Source organism: Rhodoglobus aureus, from assembly GCF_039527955.1.
Taxonomy (GTDB): Bacteria; Actinomycetota; Actinomycetes; order Actinomycetales; family Microbacteriaceae; genus Rhodoglobus; species Rhodoglobus aureus.
Window position 1 is genome coordinate 1 of record NZ_BAAAKW010000066.1, and the last position, 19,718, is coordinate 19,718.

Genomic DNA, 19,718 nt, shown 5'->3' on the forward strand with positions numbered 1-19,718 from the left:
CGCTGGTGTTGCAGTGGGGCTGGTCTGAGGGCGGCGGGATCGCGGCTCGAATGCCGCCTCTCCCTCGAGGCGCCAGCGGGTCATCAGTTTCGAGATCCACCCTTGCGAAACGCCGTAGCGGCGGGCGACATTGGACTGGGATTGACCGGCAAGAACGGCGGTGATCACGAGGCGCTGTTTGCTCATGCCTCAGCCTGAGCGTATGCCTATGACCTGCGACAGGGTATTCCGATGTCTTGCGACACCCTATTCCTATGTCCTGCACCAGAACACCGCTACCCCGACAATGTGATGTCGCAAGACATCGGAATAGCTCGAACCTACGAAATGTGGGTTCGGGCTATTTTTGTGGCGACGGGATAGAATACCCGGGTGGGGTATACACCCTGCTTGCCGGGAAGCCGGCTAACAACCAATCGAGAGGCGAATTCCACGATGATTGACTCCAACAAGAACCTCCTGTCTCCTAGCGAGAATTCGTGCTCATGCTGCTCAACAGACGCGCAGGCGCCCAGCAAAACGGCCGCCCAAGCACCTGCCGGCGAGACAGCCACCTACCAAGTCGCAGGAATGACGTGCGCACATTGCGCAAGTTCTGTCACTGAAGAGCTGGTCAAGCTGCCTGGCGTTTCAGACGTCCACGTCGATGTCGACTCCGGTCGCGTGACTGTAACCAGCCAAACACCGTTAGCCGCTGAATCGTTCGCGACCGCGGTCGAAGAGGCAGGGTACACAGTAGCCCCGGCATGAATCGAGCCCGGTGTAGCTTGGCCTTAGTCAGCTCGTACTAGTCTCGGCTACTCCCGCAGGGTCGCGAGGCGATTGCGATATTCGACTTCCTCAATTTCGCCACGGGCAAATCGCTCAGCCAGGGTGCTCTCAGCGCGCCCTAACGTCGTAGCTTCGCCGCGATTCTGCGGCTTGTTCCCGACGCCGCGCGCGAGCAGCACAATCCCAAGGATTACTGCACCCCAGAACAACGTCATGCTGATCACCATGATGGCGATTCCCCAACCACCGATATCGTGCCCATCCCAATACATCATTGCGATTTCCACCTTCTTCGAATCGTGCTTCGATAGTGTCAAACCCCATTGTCGCAGGTGCAACTCTTTTTACATCGTGGTTCGGATCTGCAGCGCGGATCTGAACCGGTTTGCTCGGCGGAATGAACGACGCACTCCGGAGGAATGCATCGTTCACGATCCGACTGCTAATTTCAGGCTTTGAGTGCTGAGAGCGCAGCAAGCAGGTGCGTATCGGCCTGATCAGCGACATCCTGAATCTTGTCGGAGTTGCTCAATTGCACCATCGTCTGAGGGTTAATCGCTTGAATGGTCGTCACCGTCGCCGACGGGTCCCGTCGAATGACAACATTGCACGGCAGCAGCAGTCCCATGTCTGGATCAGCAGTGAGCGCTAGTTCAGCAAGGCGAGGGTTGCACGCTCCCAGGATCAAATAGTCCCCAAGAGCATTGGCACTTTCGTCGCCGAGCTTCGTTGTGAACGTTGCGTGAACGTCGATCTCGGTGAGAACGCCAAACCCCTGGCTCGCGAGTTCCTCCCGCACCTTGGTGACCGCTTCCTCAAAGGGCAGCGCGCTGGTGATGGTGTGTGCGTAATTCATAACTTTCTCCTTATTTAGCGTGCGTTGATGATTCCCATCATTCCCACATCCTCGTGGTCAAGGATGTGGCAGTGGTACACGGTCGTCCCGGTGAAATCGTCGAACGGGATCCGCACACGAACGCTGTCGTTTGCTGGCACGTTGACGACGTCCTGCCAGAGAATCTCCTGCACGGCCGCACCGTCTTGCTCAACAATTTGCATTGGCCAGACATGGAGGTGCATCGGATGATCCATCGAACTGGTGTTGGTCAGGGTCCACTCTTCGATGGAGCCACCCTGCACGATCGTGTCGACCCTGTCTGAGTCGAACAGCTTTCCATCGATCGTGAAAGCCATCATGTTGCCGCCCATGCGCATTCCGCCGGCGCCCATCCCCATCGCGAAAACTAGCTCGCGTCGACCATCGACCGTCGACTTCCTCAGGTCTCGAGGCGACGGCTGGATCGGGACGGTGTCAGCTGACTCAGCGGTTGCGCCGACAACAACAAATGTGGCTAGGTCTGTGGTGGTAGAGAAGAATCTTCCTCCACCCATCATTCCCATCGCACTTCCTCTGTCAACGGGGAGAGTCTGAAGAGTTGTCGCCCCGTCAACCGCAGTCACAATGAGATCCGCCCGGTTTCCGGGAGCGAGAGTAACTTCGGTAACGTTGCGCGGCTGCTCAAATCGACCAGAGTCGATCCCTAAGAGTTGCAGCTCTTGACCGTCAAGCTGGAGTCGGAGATACCGCGACGAGCACGCGTTGACAATGCGCCAGCGTTCGCGCTCGCCCGGCCGGGCATCCAATCTCGGCGACACTTGACCATTGACAAGCACCATGTCGCCTTCCCGGCCCATCATTTGATCCCGCGGTGCCGCTGCTGGGATCGCCCCGGATGAGTCAAGGCTGATGTCAGAAATCACCAGAAGTCGCTCGCGAACGACCGGGATCGGTGTCGGATCCTCCACGATGATGGCGCCGTACATGCCCCCAAATACTTGAGCGGCGACGTTGCCGTGATGGTGGGGGTGGTACCAGTACACACCGGGCGGATGGTCTTCTGGCAACTGATACTCGTAGTCGAAGCTCGTTCCCGGATCGATTGATACCAGCACGTTGTCGCTATTGCCGTTTGGGGACACATGCAAGCCGTGAACGTGGAGATTGGTCGGCTCGTTCAGCTGGTTTTCGACAGAAACCTTCACTCGGTCCCCCGGGTGCACGATCCAGGTTGGTCCGGGGAGTCCACCGTTGTAGGTAAGTGCGGTTGCCTGTCGTCCTGCGATCTGTGTGGGTGCTTCAGCGGCCGTCAGCTTGAGCTCCAACACGCCGTTGACACTGCGGAGCGTTGTCGGCTCGGTGAAGTCTTCAGCTTTCACAGGAACGAGTCCACTATTTGCTGACCAGAAGAGCCCGGCGCCGCCGGCTAGAACGCTGGCCGTTCCCAACCCTCCAAGGATCAGCGCGTGCCGTCGACTGATGGGTTGCATCAGGTGCGGTCGTCCAAGACGCGGACTCGTTCTTGGTATTCCTCCGTGGTCAGTTCACCGCGGGCATACCTCTCATCGAGAAGCTGGCGTGCACTGCTTGGGGTACGCGCATCCTGCTCTCCGCGGACCTCACGCTGCACACCGCCCCCGACGATGCGCACCAAGAGAATTATGAGCACTACTACGCCTGCGGCCACGAGCAGCCCGAACAGCCAACCGCCGCCCATCCAGATTCCGTCCATCATGATTGACTCCTCTACGTGGCAACTACACACCCCACAATACCCCTACGGGTATTTGCGTTGACTGTGAAAGCTAGTGTGCTCGACAGAGGGGCCTTCCAGCGGGAACGGCGTTCCGGCGCGAGCGGAAGCTATGCAAAGTCGGAGTCGGGGGCGCTTCCATAGCTAAAGTCAATCTTGGGGCGCCATCCGCTATTGAGAACGCCGCCGCTCTCCTCTAGGTAGCAGGCGCCGCAGAGCGACTGATAGCCGACATCCGCACCGTCGATAGCGACCTGGTCGCCATCGAAAACGAACTCGTCGCCCACAGTGCGCGCATTGAAGACTGCTTTGCGGCCACAACGGCAAATCGTCTTGAGCTCTTCGAGCGAGTGAGCAATCTCAAGCAGCCGCCTGCTGCCCGGGAAGGCAACCGTCTGAAAGTCGGTGCGGATGCCGTACGCCAGCACCGGAACACCCTCAACAATGGCGATGCGCAGCAGATCATCCACCTGCGCTTCGCTAAAGAACTGTGCCTCATCCACGAGCAGACAACTCACGGGCAACCCAGTCTTCTCAAAGACTCGAGCGCGTTCGCGCGCAAACACTTCGTAGACATCATCGGTCGGCGAGATAATGAAATCCACTTGGCGGGTGACACCGAGGCGAGAAATTATGGCGTTGTCGCCCTTGGTATCGATGTGGGGCTTGGCGAGCAGAACCTGCTGGTCGCGCTCTTCATAGTTGAATGCCGCCTGCAACAGAGCAGTGCTCTTGCCACTGTTCATGGCGCCGTAACGGAAATACAGTTTGCTCATCAGCGTAGAAATCCATCCTCAGCGGCCCGACGAATCAAGTCAGCCTTTTTGCTCGCCGGCCGGTTGGCCTTTGCGTACTTTTCCCGCACCCTACGAAGATACGTCTTCGCAGTCTCGTATTGCACATTCATACGTTCAGCGACCTGAGGTGTGCTTAGTCCAGAAGCGTACAGCGTTAGAGCATCCGCCTCACCGGCACTGAGTTTAGGTTTCGATTGGTCGGCAGACCCCGAAGGCAGCGGGCGCCAGTCAAGCTGCGCACCACCTTCAGCTTCGACGCCCATGACTTGTCTGGCCGCATCCATCACTTCTTGCATGGGCAGTGACTTGGAGAGGAAGGCAGCTGCTCCAGCAGAGCTCGCTCGATCGCGAGCCTCCCTGCTGTCAAGGCTCGAGAGCACGATCACCTTTGCGCCGGCAGCACGACACGTGCGCACTCGGGCCTCAATCGACACCGGCTCCTTCAGCTGAAAGTCCAAGAAGACCAGCTCGGTGGGGAAACGGTCGCTGTGCACCAGCTGAAGCCAAGTGCTCGCGGTGAGCACGACATCAAAGTCTGGGGCGTTGTTGGTGATCCAGCTGTTGAGGCTGTCGAGCAGCACTTCGTGATCGTCCAAGATCGCGAGTCGTATCGGCGCACGATCTCCGAGGTGTGCGCTGAGGTGGGAATCAGGGTGTGTCATAAGTGAACCTAACAGTGAGGGAAGGTGAGTGATAGGAAACCTGAAGACCAGTAAATACCACGCGGAGTACCGCGAAATAGGGGGCGAGGGATGACCGCCACGAAGATTCGGACGATGTCACCGTTGCGTGAACAATGATCATCGCGCCCAAGGGTGTCTTTTCAATTGCGAGCCACACGCTGCCACGATCAAGCTCATCCCCGGTTGCGACGGCGAGTACAGCCGCACGCAACGCCGTGCGCTGATGGTCCGTCATCGCACCGGCAAGTCGATGCGGGTCTCGAACCCGACGATCGTTGGCGCTGTCACCGTCGCTGAAGCCGTCGAGCGCACCGAACGAACTTGCAACAACCGACTCAAGCCAGCTGCGATTGACTTCGGTGACCATCAGGTCTCGAAGAGATGCCGAATACTCTGCTGCTTTCGCCCGGTCGCCTGGCGACACAATTCCACGCCTCGAGAGGTCTGCAAACAGTGGCACAACGTCGCGGTTCAGGATTGTCACGCGGTCCTGCTGCACTGAACGCGCAACACTCACGTGCTGGCGTTCGCGTTGACGACGCGCACCATATATTGCTCGCGACTCCCAGTGTTGATGGCTCTGCGCAAGCGAACGAGCGAAAGCAGCACCACCGAGTGACATCGTGAGAACTGGTGTGATCGAAAATAGGATCACTATCATCGGGCTCGCATCCGTCGTCGATTCTGCGGATCGAACCAAGGCGATGAACCCGGTGAAGATCGACGCCACAATCCCCACGCCGACAAGCTCGCGCACGGGGCGATAGGGCGCAAGCGCCATACACGTCGTGCCGACAACGAGTGGGCCCCAAGACGCCGTGATGATCGCAGCCGAATCACCCAGCGACGCCGAGCTCAGAGCAAAAGCGATGAGGGATGACCCGACCCCGATAGCATGCATCGCGCCTGTGAACGGTGCCCGCAAAGGGCTCGTTCCCAGCACGAGTACTAGTGATGCGAATACCACGGCGAGCAGTGCCAAACTAGTGAGAAGTGGATACGCGATCTCATCCATATTAAGCCAGGACATAATGGAGCTGAAGGCCAGAATCGCAATGCCGGCAATCACGCTGATGGGGCGCCCATCAAGAGTGCCGAGCGGATCAAGCTGCTGAATCGCCACGGGAGTAGACCCTGTCGGTGCCGACGCTGCTGGCGTTATCTGCGTCGGGACAGTGTTCGCGCTCATTTTGTCACGCACTGTGAGGCAACTGGGGCGCCCTCTCCTGTGGGCACTCGAATCATGACCGAGGTACCCAGGCCCGGAGTCGACCACACCTGAACGGTGCCCGAAACAAGTTCGATGCGGCGGCGCACTGACTGCCGCAACCCGAGACGATCGTCACCTGTCTCCGCTTCTTCAAAGCCTCTGCCAGCATCCACAACCAGCACACTAACTTCATCTGGCGAGGCGAAGATCGCCACCTCAGCCTGCAGGATGCCAGAGTGCTTGATTACATTAACGAGGCACTGTTTAACCGCGGGGCCGAGGGCAGAAGAACCACGTGCGTCAAGAAGCGATAGGGCGGTCACATCGCCGGTAACCTCAACCTCAAGACCCAGCTCGCGCGCTTCCGTGACTGCCACGAGCAACTCGCTGCTCTGCCAATCAGCGCGCGCGGTGTCGTGATCACCAGGAACTGACTCCGACAGCCACTCTTCGCCGACGAGAACTTCTAGGTCGCGGGCGATCTGAATCTGCAATTGCGGTCTAATCCCACCGAACGGTGCATTGGCGATCGCGGCGAGGTGCCCGAGCACCGTGTCATGCACTACCGCGGCAGAAGTTGCCTCAATTCCGTAGCGCAACGACGCCATGTCGTCATCTCTAGCCGCCCGATGCAGACTGGATTGAACGCGACGCACGCCACTCTGGCTGAATCGAAGCATGATCAGCACCGCGACGACTGCGAAGTAGATCCACGGCACGGTTGGATCGACGGTCACAGTACCCAGCAGCTGCCACGCAGCAAGGGAGACCGCTAGCTCTGCGACGACGAGGCCAATTGTGCACCACACGATTGCTGACACAATCGTCAGCCCTGAGCCTCCGATCAGCATGAGCGCGACTTGAGGCAAGTCGAGCAGATAGTTGCCCGCGTCACCCAGCGGAACGAGCTGCGAGATAACGGTCAGGGCGAACCAATAAACGGCCGGACCACCGATCAGAATGTGAGCGATCGAGAAAAACGTCGTGCGGTTGCGGTTAACCAGCCACGCCGTGACGAGCAGAGGGAGGAGCGCCAGCGCAGCAGGCCCCAACGAGACAGTACTGTCGCTGCCATAAATGCTGAGTACTGCGACAGAAGCGAGCGACAAACAGACAAAGGCGACGGTATTCGCGGTGCGTGCGAACGCCCTTCTCACGCTCTCTTGGCGCAGGTGCGCAGGCAAGCCTATAGACATGCACCCACCCCCTTCACCATGCTGCTGCAACAGTCACAGTATGCCAGAATTCGGGGTACGTCACGTACCCCGTTCTCGGGGTACACGCGGGACGAGGATCTCACGCCTCGGCGCGGAGAAGCTCGCTAAGGGTGAATGTTCAGAGCCTTCGCCGTGCGTTCAAGCGTATCGTGAGCAAGTTGCGGCGAATCAGAAAGCTGTTGGCCGAAGCTCGGGATCATCTTCTCGATCTTCGGACGCCACTCATCCATGCGCTCAGGGAAGCACTTCTCGACCAGACCCAACATGATCGGAACAGCAGTGGATGCCCCAGGCGATGCACCAAGAAGACCAGCGATGCTGCCATCAGCCGACGACACCACCTCCGTACCAAACTGCAAGACACCGATCTTCTTCGGGTGTTTCTTCATGACCTGCACGCGCTGACCAGCAGTAATGCGGTACCAGTCTTCTGGCTTCGCGTTAGGAACAAAGTTCTTGAGCTCCGCGAACTTCGTCTCTCGACTCGCCATGAGCTGACCGATGAGGTACTTCACGAGTGAAAGATTGCTAACGCCCGCCGCGATCATCGGGAGCAGGTTGTGCCACCGAATCGACGCAAACAGATCGAGCACTGAGCCTGTTTTCAAGAACTTGGGGCTGAATCCGGCGTACGGACCGAACATGAGGCTGCCCTGGCCGTCGACCACGCGGAGATCGAGGTGAGGAACCGACATGGGAGGCGAGCCCACCGCAGCCTTGCCGTAGACCTTGGCGCTGTGTGCAGCAACAACCTCGGGGTTGTCGGTGCGCAAGAACTCGCCACTGACAGGGAAGCCGCCAAAGCCCCGGATCTCCTTGATGCCCGACTTCTGCAGCAAGTTGAGGGCGTAACCACCCGCACCAACGAACACGAAACGAGCGGTAACGGGCTCTACTGGGGTTTCCCCAACGTCGTGGCGAAGCTTGATCTTCCACAAACCATCGCGCTGCTTCGTGAGATTCGTCACCCGGATGCCGGTGTTGAGCTGCGCGCCGGACTCGACAAGAGTGTCAACCATGTGGTGCGACAGGGCACCGAAGTCGACATCCGTTCCCGAAGGGATGTAAGTAGCAGCAACCGGCTCCGACTTGCGGCGGCCCGGCATCATGAGCGGCGCCCAACCGTGAATGACTACGGGGTCTTCGCTGTACTGCATGCCAGCAAAGAGCGGGTGGTCTTTGAGTGCCTCGAAACGCTTGCGCAGGTATTCAACGTTGGTCTCGCCCCACACGAAACTCATGTGCGGGGTGGGGTTAATGAATGAGCTGGGTTCGGGCAGCGAACCATCACCGACGAGGTGAGACCAGAATTGGCGTGACACCTGGAACTGCTCGTTGACCTTCACCGCGCTCGAAATCTCGATCGAGCCATCGCTCTTCTGCGGGGTGTAATTGAGCTCGCACAGCGCGGAATGCCCGGTGCCAGCATTGTTCCAAGGGTTCGAACTCTCTTGAGCAAGGTCGCCCAAACGTTCGAAAATCTCGATATCCCAGTCGGGCTGCAACTTCTTGAGCAGCGTTCCCAGGGTGGCACTCATGATTCCGCCGCCGATAAGCGCGACGTCGACGGTTTTATTCACAACACCACTTTAGCCGCCTGTTAGAGACCTAAAGTGCGAAGAGCCTGATCCATCTGAGTCGCCATCTCGGCGTAACCGTCATCGTTGGGGTGCAGCCCGTCACTGGCCATCCATTCGGGGTGACCTTCGATCCAGTGCGAGGCACCCGGGATGTAGTCCGCACCGATGCCGGTCGCCGCTTCCTGAACCCAGCCAATGATCGTTTCTACCGAGGCGGGGCGCTCATCCGTGTACCAGAACGGCTCAACAACAATGAAACGGGCATCCGGAAGCGCCGTCGTTAGCCGGTCAAAGTCGTCAGTGATTTGTGTGCGGATGTCGTCGGACCGTGAGCTGAAACTGAAGTTGTCGTTGAGACCCATTGTGACGAACACGATGTCGGGATCATCCGCGATGACCAAGCTTGGCAGATCGCCGTCGCCGAACGCGCTGCGATTGTTAATGAAACCGAGACCGTTCACGCTCGGGTTGAATTCGCTCCACCCTCGCTGCTCGCAAACCACCGTCGACCAGCGGTTATCGGCCGACGACGCGCCCGTGCCGAGCGTGTACGAATCACCGTAGAAGGCGACACGCGTGGCACCAGGGTCACGGACAGCTGTCGGCGTTGCAGTGCTGCACGCGGACACGCCGAGGGTCGCCGCAACGACTACGGTCGCGGCGATGGTGCGGGCTACAGAATCGAACTTCATATACAGGGTTCGGTGCGGGCGGTGCGAACGATTGCTGTCGACGGGTTCTTTCACGACCCCTCCTCACGACTCGCACTCACGACTCGCGCTCACGACTTCACCTCAGCCGTCTGTTAGAGCCCAAGTTTGCGAAGAGCCTGATCCATTTGAGATGCAATCGCGGCGTGACCGGCATCATTGGGGTGAAGATTGTCACTGGCTATCCACCCTGGATCCCCCGCGAGCCAGTACGACGCACCTGGAAGGTAATCGGCACCGACTTCTGCCGCAGCATCACGCACCCAGGAAATGATCACGTCAACCGAGGCAGGACGCTCAGCCTTGTACCAGAAGGGCTCAACGACAATGAGCTGGGCATCCGGAAGCGCTGTCGCCAGTCGGTCAAAATCGCTCAATATCTGGCCGGGAAGTTCGTCTGCGTAGGTACCGAACGTGAAGTTGTCGTTAAGTCCCATCGTGACGATTACGACATCGGGATTGTCGGAAATGATGAAACTGGGGAGATCCCCTTCCCCGAAAGCCGTCCGGTTTCTCATGAAACCTAAACCACTCACGCTCGGATTGAACTCGCTCCAGCCATGCTGTTCGCTGAGGACCGTCGACCATCGCTTTTCTTCAGCGGACGCGCCCGTGCCATACGTATACGAGTCACCGTAGAAAGCGACCCGAAGCTCACCGGGGGCACGGTCATCCACGGCCGCAGCGCTAGCGGTGCACGCGGACAGACCAAGCGTCGCCGCAACCATCACTGCTGCCATGATCGTGCGAGCTGCGGAGTCGAATTTCATATCGGGAATTCGGTGCGGCTACGAAGTGGGATGACTCCCGTTAAGCCGAAACCTTTGCTGTGATCTTCGCTGCGACGAGCTCTGCGATCTGCACCGCGTTGAGTGCAGCACCCTTGCGCAGGTTGTCGTTGCTGATGAACAGCGCGAGGCCGCGACCGTTCGGTACACCCTCGTCCGCACGGATACGACCAACAAAACTGGCGTCGGCGCCGGCAGCATCGAGCGGCGTGGGAATGTCGCTGAGGCTGACGCCAGGGGCATCCCCCAGCAGTTCCATAGCGCGCTCAGGGCTCACAGGCTTGGCAAATTCTGCGTTGATCGACAGCGAATGCCCCGTAAAGACGGGAACGCGCACGCAGGTGCCGCTGACAAGAAGGTTGGGCAGCTCCAGAATCTTCCGGCTCTCGTTGCGCAGCTTCTTCTCTTCATCAGTCTCATACAGACCGTCATCGATAATGCTGCCCGCAAGCGGCACCACATTGAACGCAATGTTCTTGGGGAACTTGTTTGGTGCCGGCATCGTGACCGCAGCACCATCCTCAACAAGTCCGATCGTGTTCTGCGCCACAGCGGCAGCAGCCTGCTCAAGCAGCTCCTCGCCACCAGCAAGGCCTGCACCCGATACGGCCTGGTAGGTGCTCACAATCAGGCGCTCGAGGCCGGCTTCGGCATCCAGAACCTTCAACACCGGCATTGCGGCCATGGTGGTGCAGTTCGGGTTCGCGATGATGCCCTTCACAGCCTGATCGATTGCGTGCGGGTTCACCTCGCTAACAACCAACGGGACCTCAGGGTCCATGCGCCAGCCCGAAGAGTTATCGATCACGGTGACGCCAGCAGCAGCAAAACGGGGCGCCTGAGCCAAAGAAGTGGTCGCACCAGCCGAGAAAATCGCAATGTCAAGCCCGCTGGGGTCAGCAATCGATGCATCTTCAACAGTGATCTGCTCACCCTTGAATGGCAAAGTCGTGCCAGCACTGCGTGCCGATGCGAAGAAACGAATCTCTGCTACCGGAAAATCGCGCTCCTCAAGAAGACGACGCACAACAACGCCAACCTGACCTGTTGCACCAACAACACCAATACGGATGCCCGCGTTACCCATGAGACCCTCTACCTACCTATGTGCTCGCAACGAACGTCGCGAACCGTGAACAAATGTGGCCGACTAGCGACCGGTACCTGCGTGAACAACTGCGTCTTCGTCGCCATCAAGCCCAAACGCGGTGTGAACGACCCGCACCGCTTCTGCAACCGTATCGGCACGGGTGACAACTGAGATACGAATCTCACTGGTGGAGATCATCTCCATGTTGATTCCGGCCTCGAAGAGAGCAGTGAAAAGTCGTGCCGAAACGCCAGCGTTCGTGCGCATTCCGCCACCGACGACCGAGAGCTTTCCAATCTGGTCATCGTGCTGCAGCGACTCGAAGCCAACTTCGTCTTGGTGAAAGGTCAGTGCACGCAGCACGTCTTCGGCATCCGACTTCTTCAAAGTGAAGGAGATATCGGTACGACCAGTGGATGCCAGAGAAACGTTCTGAACGATCATGTCGATGTTGGCGTCTGCCGAGGCCACAATCGTGAAGATCTGCGCGGCCTTACCTGGCACGTCGGGAACCCCAACTACCGTGATCTTTGCTTCGCTCAGATCGGAGGCAACACCTGTGATGATTGCTTCTTCCACGCTCTCTCCATCCTTCGGATTGACCACTAACGTGCCCGTGTTGTTGTTGAACGACGAACGCACGTGAATTGTTACCCCATGCCTGCGCGCGTATTCAACCGCGCGCACATCGAGTACTTTTGCGCCAGCTGCTGCGAGCTCCAACATTTCTTCGCACGTGACGACGTTGACCTTGCGTGCCGACTTCACGATGCGGGGGTCGGCCGTGAACACGCCATCGACGTCGGTGTAGATTTCGCAACTCTCGGCGCCAAGCGCAGCCGCGAGTGCGACCGCTGTGGTGTCTGAGCCACCGCGACCGAGAGTCGTGATGTCCCCAGTTCCGCGGTTGAAGCCTTGGAAGCCGGCAACGATCGCGACTGCGCCATCATCGAGAGCTTCTTGAACCCGGCGAGGGGAAACCTCGACGATGCGTGCGGCACCGTGCTGGGCATCCGTGACCATACCGGCTTGGCTACCTGTGTAGCTGCGGGCGTCAACGCCGAAACTTTTGATCGCCATGGCAAGGAGTGCCATCGAAATTCGTTCGCCCGCAGTGAGCAACATGTCGAGTTCGCGGCCGGTCGGAATCGGCACGACTTGCTCGGCGAGATCGAATAGTTCATCGGTGGTATCGCCCATGGCAGACACCACAACGACGACGTCGTTTCCGGCTTTGCGGGTTTCGACGATGCGCTTGGCGACGCGCTTGATACTCTCAGCGTCGGCAACGGATGAGCCACCGAACTTCTGAACGATGAGGCTCATTGTTCTCCTGAAGCGGGTTTTAGCGGGCAAGTGCTGCCCAAAGTGCGAGTCTAACGGTGCGTGCACTCCCCGCCGAGTTCGTTACGGGCAGTGCTAGTGGTCGACGGTCCTGCGGCCTTCGAAGGCCCGCCCAAGCGTGACCTCGTCGGCGTATTCCAAATCTCCGCCGACCGGAAGCCCCGATGCGAGGCGCGAAATTCGAAGGTTGGGCTGAACCAGAAGCCGCGTCAGATAGGTCGCGGTTGCTTCACCTTCGAGATTGGGGTCGGTCGCGATGATGACTTCTGTGACGACACCGTCAGCCAACCGGCCCAATAGTTGCTTGATGCGCAACTGGTCGGGGCCGATTCCGTCGATGGGGCTGATAGCTCCACCGAGTACATGATACAGCCCAGAAAATTCGCGGGTGCGTTCGATGGCAACGACGTCTTTGGCTTCTTCAACCACACAAATGGAGGCGGGTGACCGGCGCGGGTCGCGGCAAATGGAGCAGGTTTCGTGCTCGGTCACGTTGCCGCAGATGGCACAGAAGTGAACCTTGTCGCGGATGTCGTTGAGCAGTTCTGCCAGCCGACGCACGTCAAAGCTCTCGGTCTGCAGAATGTGGAACGCGATGCGCTGGGCAGACTTAGGGCCGATGCCGGGAAGCCGACCGAGTTCATCGATCAGCTCTTGAACAATTCCGTCGTACACGGCTTACTCGTCTCTCGGCTGGGGGGTCACTCGCGGAGCAACCTGCTGCTCTTCGATGAAGGTGGCGTTCAATAGTTCACGCACAACCGACTCTCCATAACGAGAGCGGTCGATCTGCGCGGCCGCAGCGGACAGTGATGGCCGTGCTGCCTCCGCTGGTGGTCCGGATGCTGCTTCGGGCGTCGAGGCAGGTACCGACGGCTGTTTCGCTTTCTTGTGCTGCGCTGCCGTCTGTTCCTGCTTAGCTGCGCTCGAGGCTGCAGCCGCACCACTGCGCGACATCGACGGATCAACGTCGGGTTCTGGCTCGGATTCGGGAATGGCAGCTACTGCCCATCCGCCGGGCTCGCGATCCTCGGCCGGAGCAGGTTCCTCCGGTTCGGGCCCCTCGTCGGCAGCAGGCGGTACCGATTGCGAAGAACGTGGCTGTGATGCAGAAGTTTGCGGGGCAGGCGTCTGCGGCGCAGAACTCTGCTGTGCAGGCTCCTGAGAGCGCGATGGTTCTGGTGTGGATGCGGAATCATCCGGTGACGACTGAGGTGCAGCCGCGGGCGGCGCCGCAGCTGTTCCTTCTACTTTCGCCGACAATGCTGGCTCGAAGCCGAGCACGTGCACGAATGCTTTTTTGAGGTAGTCGCCGACGCCTTCGCCGGGGGCACTACGCTGCTTGAGCGCCTCCACATCACGTTCGCTCGGGAAGGAAAGCACCAAGGTCTTGTCGCGCAATTCAAGGGGCTTGGCCGTGAAGACAACCATCCAGGCGGTGCGCTTGAGCTTTTCGACAACATCAAGAATTTCGGGCCACGAATCTTTGATCTGCTGAATCGATACGGGTGTTGTGCGCGGTGCTGCGGCGGGCGTAGACAACACAGCGCCGGATGCGGCGGATGCCGGTGCCGCTGCGGAAGACGGGGCTGCAGACGCAGCTGGCGTCGACCCGTCGTGGGCGGCCTGAGAGGATCCTGCCGGAGCAGCAGCCGGTGGCGCCGCTGCAGCGACGGGGGCTGCGGCTCGTGCGGTCGCCGGTGCTGCCGCCTCGACCGCCGGCAATGACCCGTCGCCTTCGATGCCGATACGACGTTCGAGTCGTTCGACGCGAGCGAGTGCACCGCGCTGGGTGTTGTCGCTTGCGGGAACCAGAATGCGCGCAATCATTAGCTCGAGGTGCAGTCGCGGTGAGGTGGCCCCTGTCATCTCCGAGAGTGCCGCATTGATGACGTCGGCAGCACGCGAAAGTTCGGCGGCACCGAGCGTCTGCGCTTGCTGCGCCATGCGCTCAAGCTGGTCTTGAGGGATGCCGCGCAGAACGGATGCCGCGTGGTCGGCGGTGGCCGCAACGACAATGAGGTCGCGCATCCGCTCGAGAAGATCTTCAACGAAGCGTCGCGGGTCTTGACCGGTCTGAATAACTCGATCAACTGAGGAGAATGCGGCAGCCGCATCACCCGAACCCAGGGCGTCGATTACTTCATCGAGCAATTCGGCGTGCGTGTACCCGAGCAGGGCAACAGCGCGTTCGTAGCCGACAGTGGCGGTGTCAGAGCCAGCGATCAGCTGGTCAAGCAGTGAGAGGGTGTCTCGCACCGATCCGCCACCGGCACGCACAACGAGCGGGAGCACCCCGGGCTCAACTTCTACCTTCTCGCTCTCGGACAATTGCTGAACGTAGTCGAGCATCTGGGCGGGAGGAACCAAGCGGAAGGGGTAGTGGTGGGTGCGCGAACGAATCGTGCCAATCACCTTGTCTGGCTCGGTGGTCGCGAAGATGAACTTCACGTGCTCAGGCGGTTCTTCAACAATCTTGAGCATCGCGTTGAAGCCCTGAGGGGTGACCATGTGCGCTTCATCGAGAATGAAAATCTTGAAACGGTCGCGGGCTGGTGCAAACACGGCACGCTCGCGCAGGTCGCGGGCATCATCAACACCGTTGTGGCTCGCAGCATCAATTTCGACGACATCCAACGATCCGCCACCATCGCGGGAAAGCTCCACACACGACGGGCACACCCCACAGGGGGTGTCGGTTGGACCCTCAACACAGTTGAGGCAGCGAGCAAGAATACGGGCGGATGTCGTCTTGCCACAGCCACGCGGACCGCTGAACAAATAGGCGTGATTCACGCGGTCGGTGCGCAATGCTGTGCGCAGCGGATCGGTCACTTGAGACTGGCCGATGAGTTCAGCAAATGTCTCTGGCCGGTATCGGCGATATAGAGCAGCAACCACGCCCCTAGCGTAGTCGTGCCCGCTGACGATCCCAACGCGCGCTGAGCGAACAGGCAGCCAAAACGGGGCGGCTGAAACGTTTCTGCGACGTTGGGCAATCCGGTACGGCACGCGTTCCGAATCATCTTTAGTCGGTTGGTTGCCGACCAGCCACACCTGATCCGTGGCAGTATTCCCCGAACAAACGTGCAGGGCTTCCCGGGGGACGGCAAACCCTGCACGCATCTCGCTCTCGAAGCCGGTGGGTGGGTGGCAGCGCTCCAGTGCGTTGTCACCCATGCTCGCCTGCGGTGTCGCATCCTGCGGCGTCGAGAAATTATCAGTGTCCCCTCGATCAAAGGCCAATGCACGACATAGCGCAAGCCACCCAAACGGGCTCAGAGCGAGCAAATTGGCGCGCAATCTCCCTCTAGAGTGAGGCCGCAGCAACCGCCTCGCGAGCGATCTGGAGCTCTTCATTCGTCGGAACGACGAGCACTTTTGTTGCCGAGGCGGGTGTTGAGATGTCACGGGCGCCTCGGTCCGATGAGGCGTTCGCCGCGGCATCCAACTCAATCCCGAAGCCGTCAAGTCCGGTCACCGTTTCACGCCGGGTCGCCGCGTTATTCTCCCCCACCCCTGCGGTGAAGACGATCGCGTCGGCACCACCGAGCGCCACCAGATACGCACCGAGATAGTGACGAAGGCGGTGGTAGTAGACCGCGAGCGCGGCCTTTGCGTTCTCATCGCCAGCATCCGCAGCAGAGTGAACATCGCGCATATCGCCGGTGCCCGTCATACCCAGAAGGCCACTGCGGCGGTTGAGCAGCTGATCAAGCTCGGGCAGCGTCATGCCTGCCCGGCCAAGATGAAAGAGCGCACCAGGATCGATATCGCCCGACCGCGTGCCCATGACGAGCCCCTCGAGTGGAGTCATTCCCATTGAAGTGTCGATGCTGCGACCACCATCGATGGCGCACACCGACGCACCGTTGCCGAGGTGAAACACGATGAGTTTGAGATTGGAGAGCTCGCGGCCCAGCAGTTCGGCCGTCTTGCCCGCAACGTAGCGGTACGAGGTGCCGTGAAAGCCGTAGCGACGGATGCCGTGCTCGCGAGCAACATCGGCGTCAATTGCATAGGTGTAGGCCTCGGGCGGCAGGGTTCCATGAAACGCGGTATCGAAAACAGCAACGTGAGGAACATCGCCAAAGGCCGCTCGCGCAGCCCGAATTCCCTTCAAGTTCTCCGGATTGTGCAACGGCGCGAGCACCGAAATCTCGTCGAGCCGGTGCTCAACCTCATCAGTGATGACTGTCGCCTGCGTGAACTCCGCTCCCCCATGCACGACACGATGACCGACGACGGCCGGATGCTCGTCGCCGAGCTTCGCAAGAATCTGCTGCATCCCGTCGTCGTGGTCCTCGGCCCCTCCGCCGGGTTCCCCGATGCGTTCCACAATCCCACCGTTGTAGACGGAACCGGATTCGGCATCCAACAGCTCCCACTTAATCGACGAAGAGCCCGAGTTCACAACGAAGACGGTGGTCATGAGTGCTTTCCTGTTGCAACGGCGTCAGCCGCAACCCCCTGAGCTTGAATCGCGGTGATCGCGACAGTGTTCACGATGTCTTGCACGAGTGCACCTCGCGAGAGGTCGTTGATGGGTTTGCGCAATCCCTGGAGAACTGGCCCAATCGCGATCGCTCCGGCACTGCGCTGAACGGCCTTGTACGTATTGTTGCCGGTGTTGAGATCGGGGAATATAAACACGGTAGCGCGACCAGCCACCTCTGAGTCTGGCATCTTCGATTTGCCGACTGCGGCATCCACAGCGGCGTCGTATTGGATGGGGCCGTCAACCGCAAGGTCGGGCCGGCGTTCTATTACTAGCGCGGTCGCAGCGCGCACCTTGTCGACGTCTGCACCGCTGCCCGACGACCCAGTCGAGTACGACAGCATCGCGATGCGCTGATCGATACCGAACTGTGCGGCGGTTGCTGCAGACGAGATGGCGATGTCAGCCAGTTGAGCGGCATCCGGATCAGGGTTCACTGCACAGTCGCCATAAACCAGCACGCGATCCTCGAGGCACATCAAGAACACACTCGACACGATTGACACGTCAGGCTTGGTTTTGATGATCTCAAAGCTAGGCCGAATCGTGTGCGCGGTCGTGTGGGCGGCACCAGAAACCATTCCATCGGCCAAGCCCAAGTACACCATCATGGTGCCGAAGTAGGACACATCAGTCACGGTCTCGCGGGCGACTTCCATGGTCATTCCCTTGTGGGCCCGCAGCTTCACATACTCGGTCGCGAAGCGCTCCCGCAGGTGCTCATCGAAGGGGCTCAGGATGCTCGCGCCCGAGATATCGAGACCGAGCTCAGCCGCACGACTGCGCACCTCACCCTCGTCCCCCAGAATCGTCAGCTTCGCGACACCACGGCGCAACAGCGTGCTCGACGCTCGAAGGATGCGGTCGTCACCGCCCTCCGGAAGAACGATGTGTTGCGGCTGCTGCCGGGCACGATCCAACAGCCCGTACTCAAACATCAAGGGTGTAACCACCATGGGCGGGTTCAGTTCGAGGCGCTGCAACAGCACCTCAGCATCCACATGCTGCTCGAACAGAGCCAACGCAATATCAAACTTGCGAGGCGAATCTGCTGCCAAGCGACCCCGCGTCTTCGTAATAATGCGTGCGGTGTCATAGGTGCCGAATCCGGTACGGATCACAGGCAATGACAAGTCGAGACCGTCGATGAGCAACTCGATCTGCGGCAGCAGCTCAAAACCGCCGTTCAGGATGATGCCAGCCAGCGACGGGAACGTCTCCGATGCGTGCGCCATCAGCGTCGCCAACAGCACATCTGATCGGTCACCGGCAACAACCACGACCGAGCCCTCGATCAGACGGGTCAGCACGTTCTCCATCGTCATACCGGCAACAACGACGCCGAGTGCTTCACGCAGCAACAGGTCGCGGTCGCCCTTAAGCAGTTCACCATCGACCGCCACCAAAAGTGAGGCCAGACTCGGAGCAATAAGGAAGGGGTCTTCGGGGATCGCCCACACCGGCGTATCGCCGCCGACCGCGGCGCCAACGCCCGCAATGATCTCTGTGAGGCGATCGGGGTCAGAGCGATTCACGACCACACCAACCAACTGAGCGAATGCGGAATCCAACTCCTGGTGAGCGATTGCGTAGACCTGCGCCAGATCGTCGGGGGTTCGGTTCTCGCCATCCTCAGATTGGCCACCCAAAACAAGGAGAACCGGGGCGCCAAGGTTTGCAGCGACTCGCGCGTTGTATGACAACTCGGTCGGGCTGCCCACATCCGTGTAATCAGAACCGAGGATGACCACGACATCGCATTGGGCCTCGACGGCCTTGAACCGCTCAATGATTCGGCTCAGCGCGGCTTCGGGATCGGCATGCACATCGTCGTAGCCGACACCCACAGCGTCGCCATAGCTGAGGCCGACAGCATCGTGGCCAAGCAGCATCTCGAGCACATAGTCCTGGCCATCGCTGGTGCGGGCAACCGGTCGGAATACTCCCAACCGTTTTGCTTCGCGACTGAGCGTATCGAGCAGACCGAGGGCGATCGTGGACTTGCCAGCGTGCCCCTCGATGGAAGTGATGTAGATGTTTCGCGCCACGTCGTCAGCCTACGCGGCCAGCATGAGCCTGGCCCGAGAAACTTGGGCTCATCGAACAAAAGAAAAGACCCCTCGCGCACCCGCCAGAGCCCGGTTACCCTTGCTACGTTTCCGTCCTGGGGGAGTTGGCCTGGATGGCGCCACGCGAGGAGCCGAACCCAGTCTACCCAAATCTGTGGCCGCTCGCGCTCGCGAACATTACGGCATTCGGCTCGCCACGCGCCGCCGATTACCGCTGAACCGCTCGCCCCGTTATGATCACATGAGGTCGATTGCGCTCGTGCGCGTTCGATTTGCCAGGAGAATTCGCCTAGTGGCCTATGGCGCACGCTTGGAAAGCGTGTTGGGTGCAAGCCCTCGGGGGTTCGAATCCCCCATTCTCCGCACTTAC

General features: G+C 59.7%; 19 protein-coding genes, 1 tRNA gene and 1 other RNA gene. 2 read left to right on the forward strand and 19 right to left on the reverse strand.

The annotated features are described in order from the left end of the window. The coding region (locus tag ABD112_RS13020; RefSeq protein ID WP_343926515.1) for a helix-turn-helix domain-containing protein at positions 1–186 on the reverse strand (186 nt) is incomplete at its 3' end. A gap of 249 nt (positions 187–435) precedes the next feature. Between ABD112_RS13020 and ABD112_RS13025 the strand changes: the two genes are divergently transcribed. Beyond that, on the forward strand, positions 436–750 hold the full coding sequence (locus ABD112_RS13025) for a heavy-metal-associated domain-containing protein (protein ID WP_343926517.1): 315 nt from the start codon (positions 436–438) through the stop codon (positions 748–750). 47 nt (positions 751–797) lie between these two features. Here the strand turns inward: ABD112_RS13025 and ABD112_RS13030 are convergent, their stop codons facing one another. The 18 genes from ABD112_RS13030 to ffs form a co-directional block, all read right to left on the reverse strand. Continuing rightward, complete coding sequence (locus tag ABD112_RS13030) at positions 798–1,046, reverse strand: SHOCT domain-containing protein (RefSeq protein WP_343926518.1); 249 nt, start codon at positions 1,044–1,046, stop codon at positions 798–800. A 173-nt stretch (positions 1,047–1,219) separates the two neighbouring features. After that, positions 1,220–1,627, reverse strand: a complete 408-nt coding sequence (locus ABD112_RS13035) for a DUF302 domain-containing protein (RefSeq protein ID WP_343926521.1) — start codon at positions 1,625–1,627, stop codon at positions 1,220–1,222. 14 nt (positions 1,628–1,641) lie between these two features. Then, positions 1,642–3,099 (reverse strand): multicopper oxidase family protein, encoded by a 1,458-nt coding sequence (locus tag ABD112_RS13040; RefSeq protein WP_343926523.1) that lies wholly within the window; start codon positions 3,097–3,099, stop codon positions 1,642–1,644. Continuing rightward, positions 3,099–3,344, reverse strand: a complete 246-nt coding sequence (locus ABD112_RS13045; RefSeq protein ID WP_343926525.1) for an SHOCT domain-containing protein — start codon at positions 3,342–3,344, stop codon at positions 3,099–3,101. Before ABD112_RS13045 ends, ABD112_RS13040 begins: the two co-directional genes overlap by 1 nt. Positions 3,345–3,472: 128 nt before the next feature. After that, positions 3,473–4,138 carry a thymidine kinase gene (locus ABD112_RS13050; protein ID WP_343926527.1) on the reverse strand — a complete coding sequence of 222 codons (666 nt, stop codon included), beginning with the start codon at positions 4,136–4,138 and terminating at the stop codon, positions 3,473–3,475. After that, positions 4,138–4,821 (reverse strand): response regulator transcription factor, encoded by a 684-nt coding sequence (locus ABD112_RS13055; RefSeq protein WP_343926529.1) that lies wholly within the window; start codon positions 4,819–4,821, stop codon positions 4,138–4,140. Before ABD112_RS13055 ends, ABD112_RS13050 begins: the two co-directional genes overlap by 1 nt. Then, on the reverse strand, positions 4,808–6,031 hold the full coding sequence (locus tag ABD112_RS13060; RefSeq protein ID WP_343926530.1) for a hypothetical protein: 1,224 nt from the start codon (positions 6,029–6,031) through the stop codon (positions 4,808–4,810). The genes ABD112_RS13055 and ABD112_RS13060 overlap by 14 nt, the downstream gene beginning before the upstream one ends. Continuing rightward, positions 6,028–7,248: a sensor histidine kinase gene (locus ABD112_RS13065; RefSeq protein ID WP_343926531.1), complete on the reverse strand. Its 1,221-nt coding sequence runs from the start codon at positions 7,246–7,248 to the stop codon at positions 6,028–6,030. The genes ABD112_RS13060 and ABD112_RS13065 overlap by 4 nt, the downstream gene beginning before the upstream one ends. Positions 7,249–7,373: 125 nt before the next feature. Then, positions 7,374–8,849 (reverse strand): malate:quinone oxidoreductase, encoded by a 1,476-nt coding sequence (locus tag ABD112_RS13070; RefSeq protein ID WP_343926532.1) that lies wholly within the window; start codon positions 8,847–8,849, stop codon positions 7,374–7,376. 20 nt (positions 8,850–8,869) lie between these two features. Further along, the gene (locus ABD112_RS13075; protein WP_343926534.1) at positions 8,870–9,595 is read right to left on the reverse strand and encodes an SGNH/GDSL hydrolase family protein; all 726 of its coding nucleotides are present in this window, start codon (positions 9,593–9,595) and stop codon (positions 8,870–8,872) included. A 59-nt stretch (positions 9,596–9,654) separates the two neighbouring features. Continuing rightward, entirely contained in the window at positions 9,655–10,329 is a 675-nt protein-coding gene (locus tag ABD112_RS13080) for an SGNH/GDSL hydrolase family protein (RefSeq protein WP_343926535.1), read from the reverse strand. Between the two features lie 40 nt (positions 10,330–10,369). Beyond that, positions 10,370–11,434: an aspartate-semialdehyde dehydrogenase gene (locus ABD112_RS13085; protein ID WP_343926537.1), complete on the reverse strand. Its 1,065-nt coding sequence runs from the start codon at positions 11,432–11,434 to the stop codon at positions 10,370–10,372. A gap of 63 nt (positions 11,435–11,497) precedes the next feature. Further along, a complete protein-coding gene (locus tag ABD112_RS13090) occupies positions 11,498–12,763 on the reverse strand; it encodes an aspartate kinase (RefSeq protein WP_343926538.1) in 1,266 nt (421 codons plus the stop codon). A 93-nt stretch (positions 12,764–12,856) separates the two neighbouring features. Beyond that, positions 12,857–13,456, reverse strand: a complete 600-nt coding sequence (gene recR, locus ABD112_RS13095) for a recombination mediator RecR (RefSeq protein WP_009774000.1) — start codon at positions 13,454–13,456, stop codon at positions 12,857–12,859. Positions 13,457–13,459: 3 nt separating this feature from the next. Then, on the reverse strand, positions 13,460–15,682 hold the full coding sequence (locus tag ABD112_RS13100; protein ID WP_343926541.1) for a DNA polymerase III subunit gamma and tau: 2,223 nt from the start codon (positions 15,680–15,682) through the stop codon (positions 13,460–13,462). A 409-nt stretch (positions 15,683–16,091) separates the two neighbouring features. Then, positions 16,092–17,213, reverse strand: a complete 1,122-nt coding sequence (locus ABD112_RS13105; RefSeq protein WP_343926542.1) for an acetate/propionate family kinase — start codon at positions 17,211–17,213, stop codon at positions 16,092–16,094. Next, entirely contained in the window at positions 17,210–19,327 is a 2,118-nt protein-coding gene (pta, locus tag ABD112_RS13110) for a phosphate acetyltransferase (protein ID WP_343926544.1), read from the reverse strand. The genes ABD112_RS13105 and pta overlap by 4 nt, the downstream gene beginning before the upstream one ends. A gap of 60 nt (positions 19,328–19,387) precedes the next feature. Then, an RNA gene (gene ffs / locus ABD112_RS13115) (signal recognition particle sRNA small type) lies at positions 19,388–19,484 on the reverse strand. 142 nt (positions 19,485–19,626) lie between these two features. On the opposite strand from ffs, the gene ABD112_RS13120 reads away from it, so the two are divergent. After that, positions 19,627–19,711, forward strand: a tRNA-Ser gene (locus tag ABD112_RS13120). Positions 19,712–19,718 lie beyond the last annotated feature (7 nt).

Bases quoted from the DNA above. Each gene is read 5' to 3' on its own strand.
- ABD112_RS13025 (WP_343926517.1), top strand. From the start codon at position 436: ATGATTGACTCCAACAAGAACCTCCTGTCTCCTAGCGAGAATTCGTGC.
- ABD112_RS13030 (WP_343926518.1), bottom strand. From the start codon at position 1,046: ATGATGTATTGGGATGGGCACGATATCGGTGGTTGGGGAATCGCCATC.
- ABD112_RS13035 (WP_343926521.1), bottom strand. From the start codon at position 1,627: ATGAATTACGCACACACCATCACCAGCGCGCTGCCCTTTGAGGAAGCG.
- ABD112_RS13040 (WP_343926523.1), bottom strand. From the start codon at position 3,099: ATGCAACCCATCAGTCGACGGCACGCGCTGATCCTTGGAGGGTTGGGA.
- ABD112_RS13045 (WP_343926525.1), bottom strand. From the start codon at position 3,344: ATGATGGACGGAATCTGGATGGGCGGCGGTTGGCTGTTCGGGCTGCTC.
- ABD112_RS13050 (WP_343926527.1), bottom strand. From the start codon at position 4,138: ATGAGCAAACTGTATTTCCGTTACGGCGCCATGAACAGTGGCAAGAGC.
- ABD112_RS13055 (WP_343926529.1), bottom strand. From the start codon at position 4,821: ATGACACACCCTGATTCCCACCTCAGCGCACACCTCGGAGATCGTGCG.
- ABD112_RS13060 (WP_343926530.1), bottom strand. From the start codon at position 6,031: ATGAGCGCGAACACTGTCCCGACGCAGATAACGCCAGCAGCGTCGGCA.
- ABD112_RS13065 (WP_343926531.1), bottom strand. From the start codon at position 7,248: ATGTCTATAGGCTTGCCTGCGCACCTGCGCCAAGAGAGCGTGAGAAGG.
- ABD112_RS13080 (WP_343926535.1), bottom strand. From the start codon at position 10,329: ATGAAATTCGACTCCGCAGCTCGCACGATCATGGCAGCAGTGATGGTT.
- ABD112_RS13085 (WP_343926537.1), bottom strand. From the start codon at position 11,434: ATGGGTAACGCGGGCATCCGTATTGGTGTTGTTGGTGCAACAGGTCAG.
- ABD112_RS13090 (WP_343926538.1), bottom strand. From the start codon at position 12,763: ATGAGCCTCATCGTTCAGAAGTTCGGTGGCTCATCCGTTGCCGACGCT.
- ABD112_RS13105 (WP_343926542.1), bottom strand. From the start codon at position 17,213: ATGACCACCGTCTTCGTTGTGAACTCGGGCTCTTCGTCGATTAAGTGG.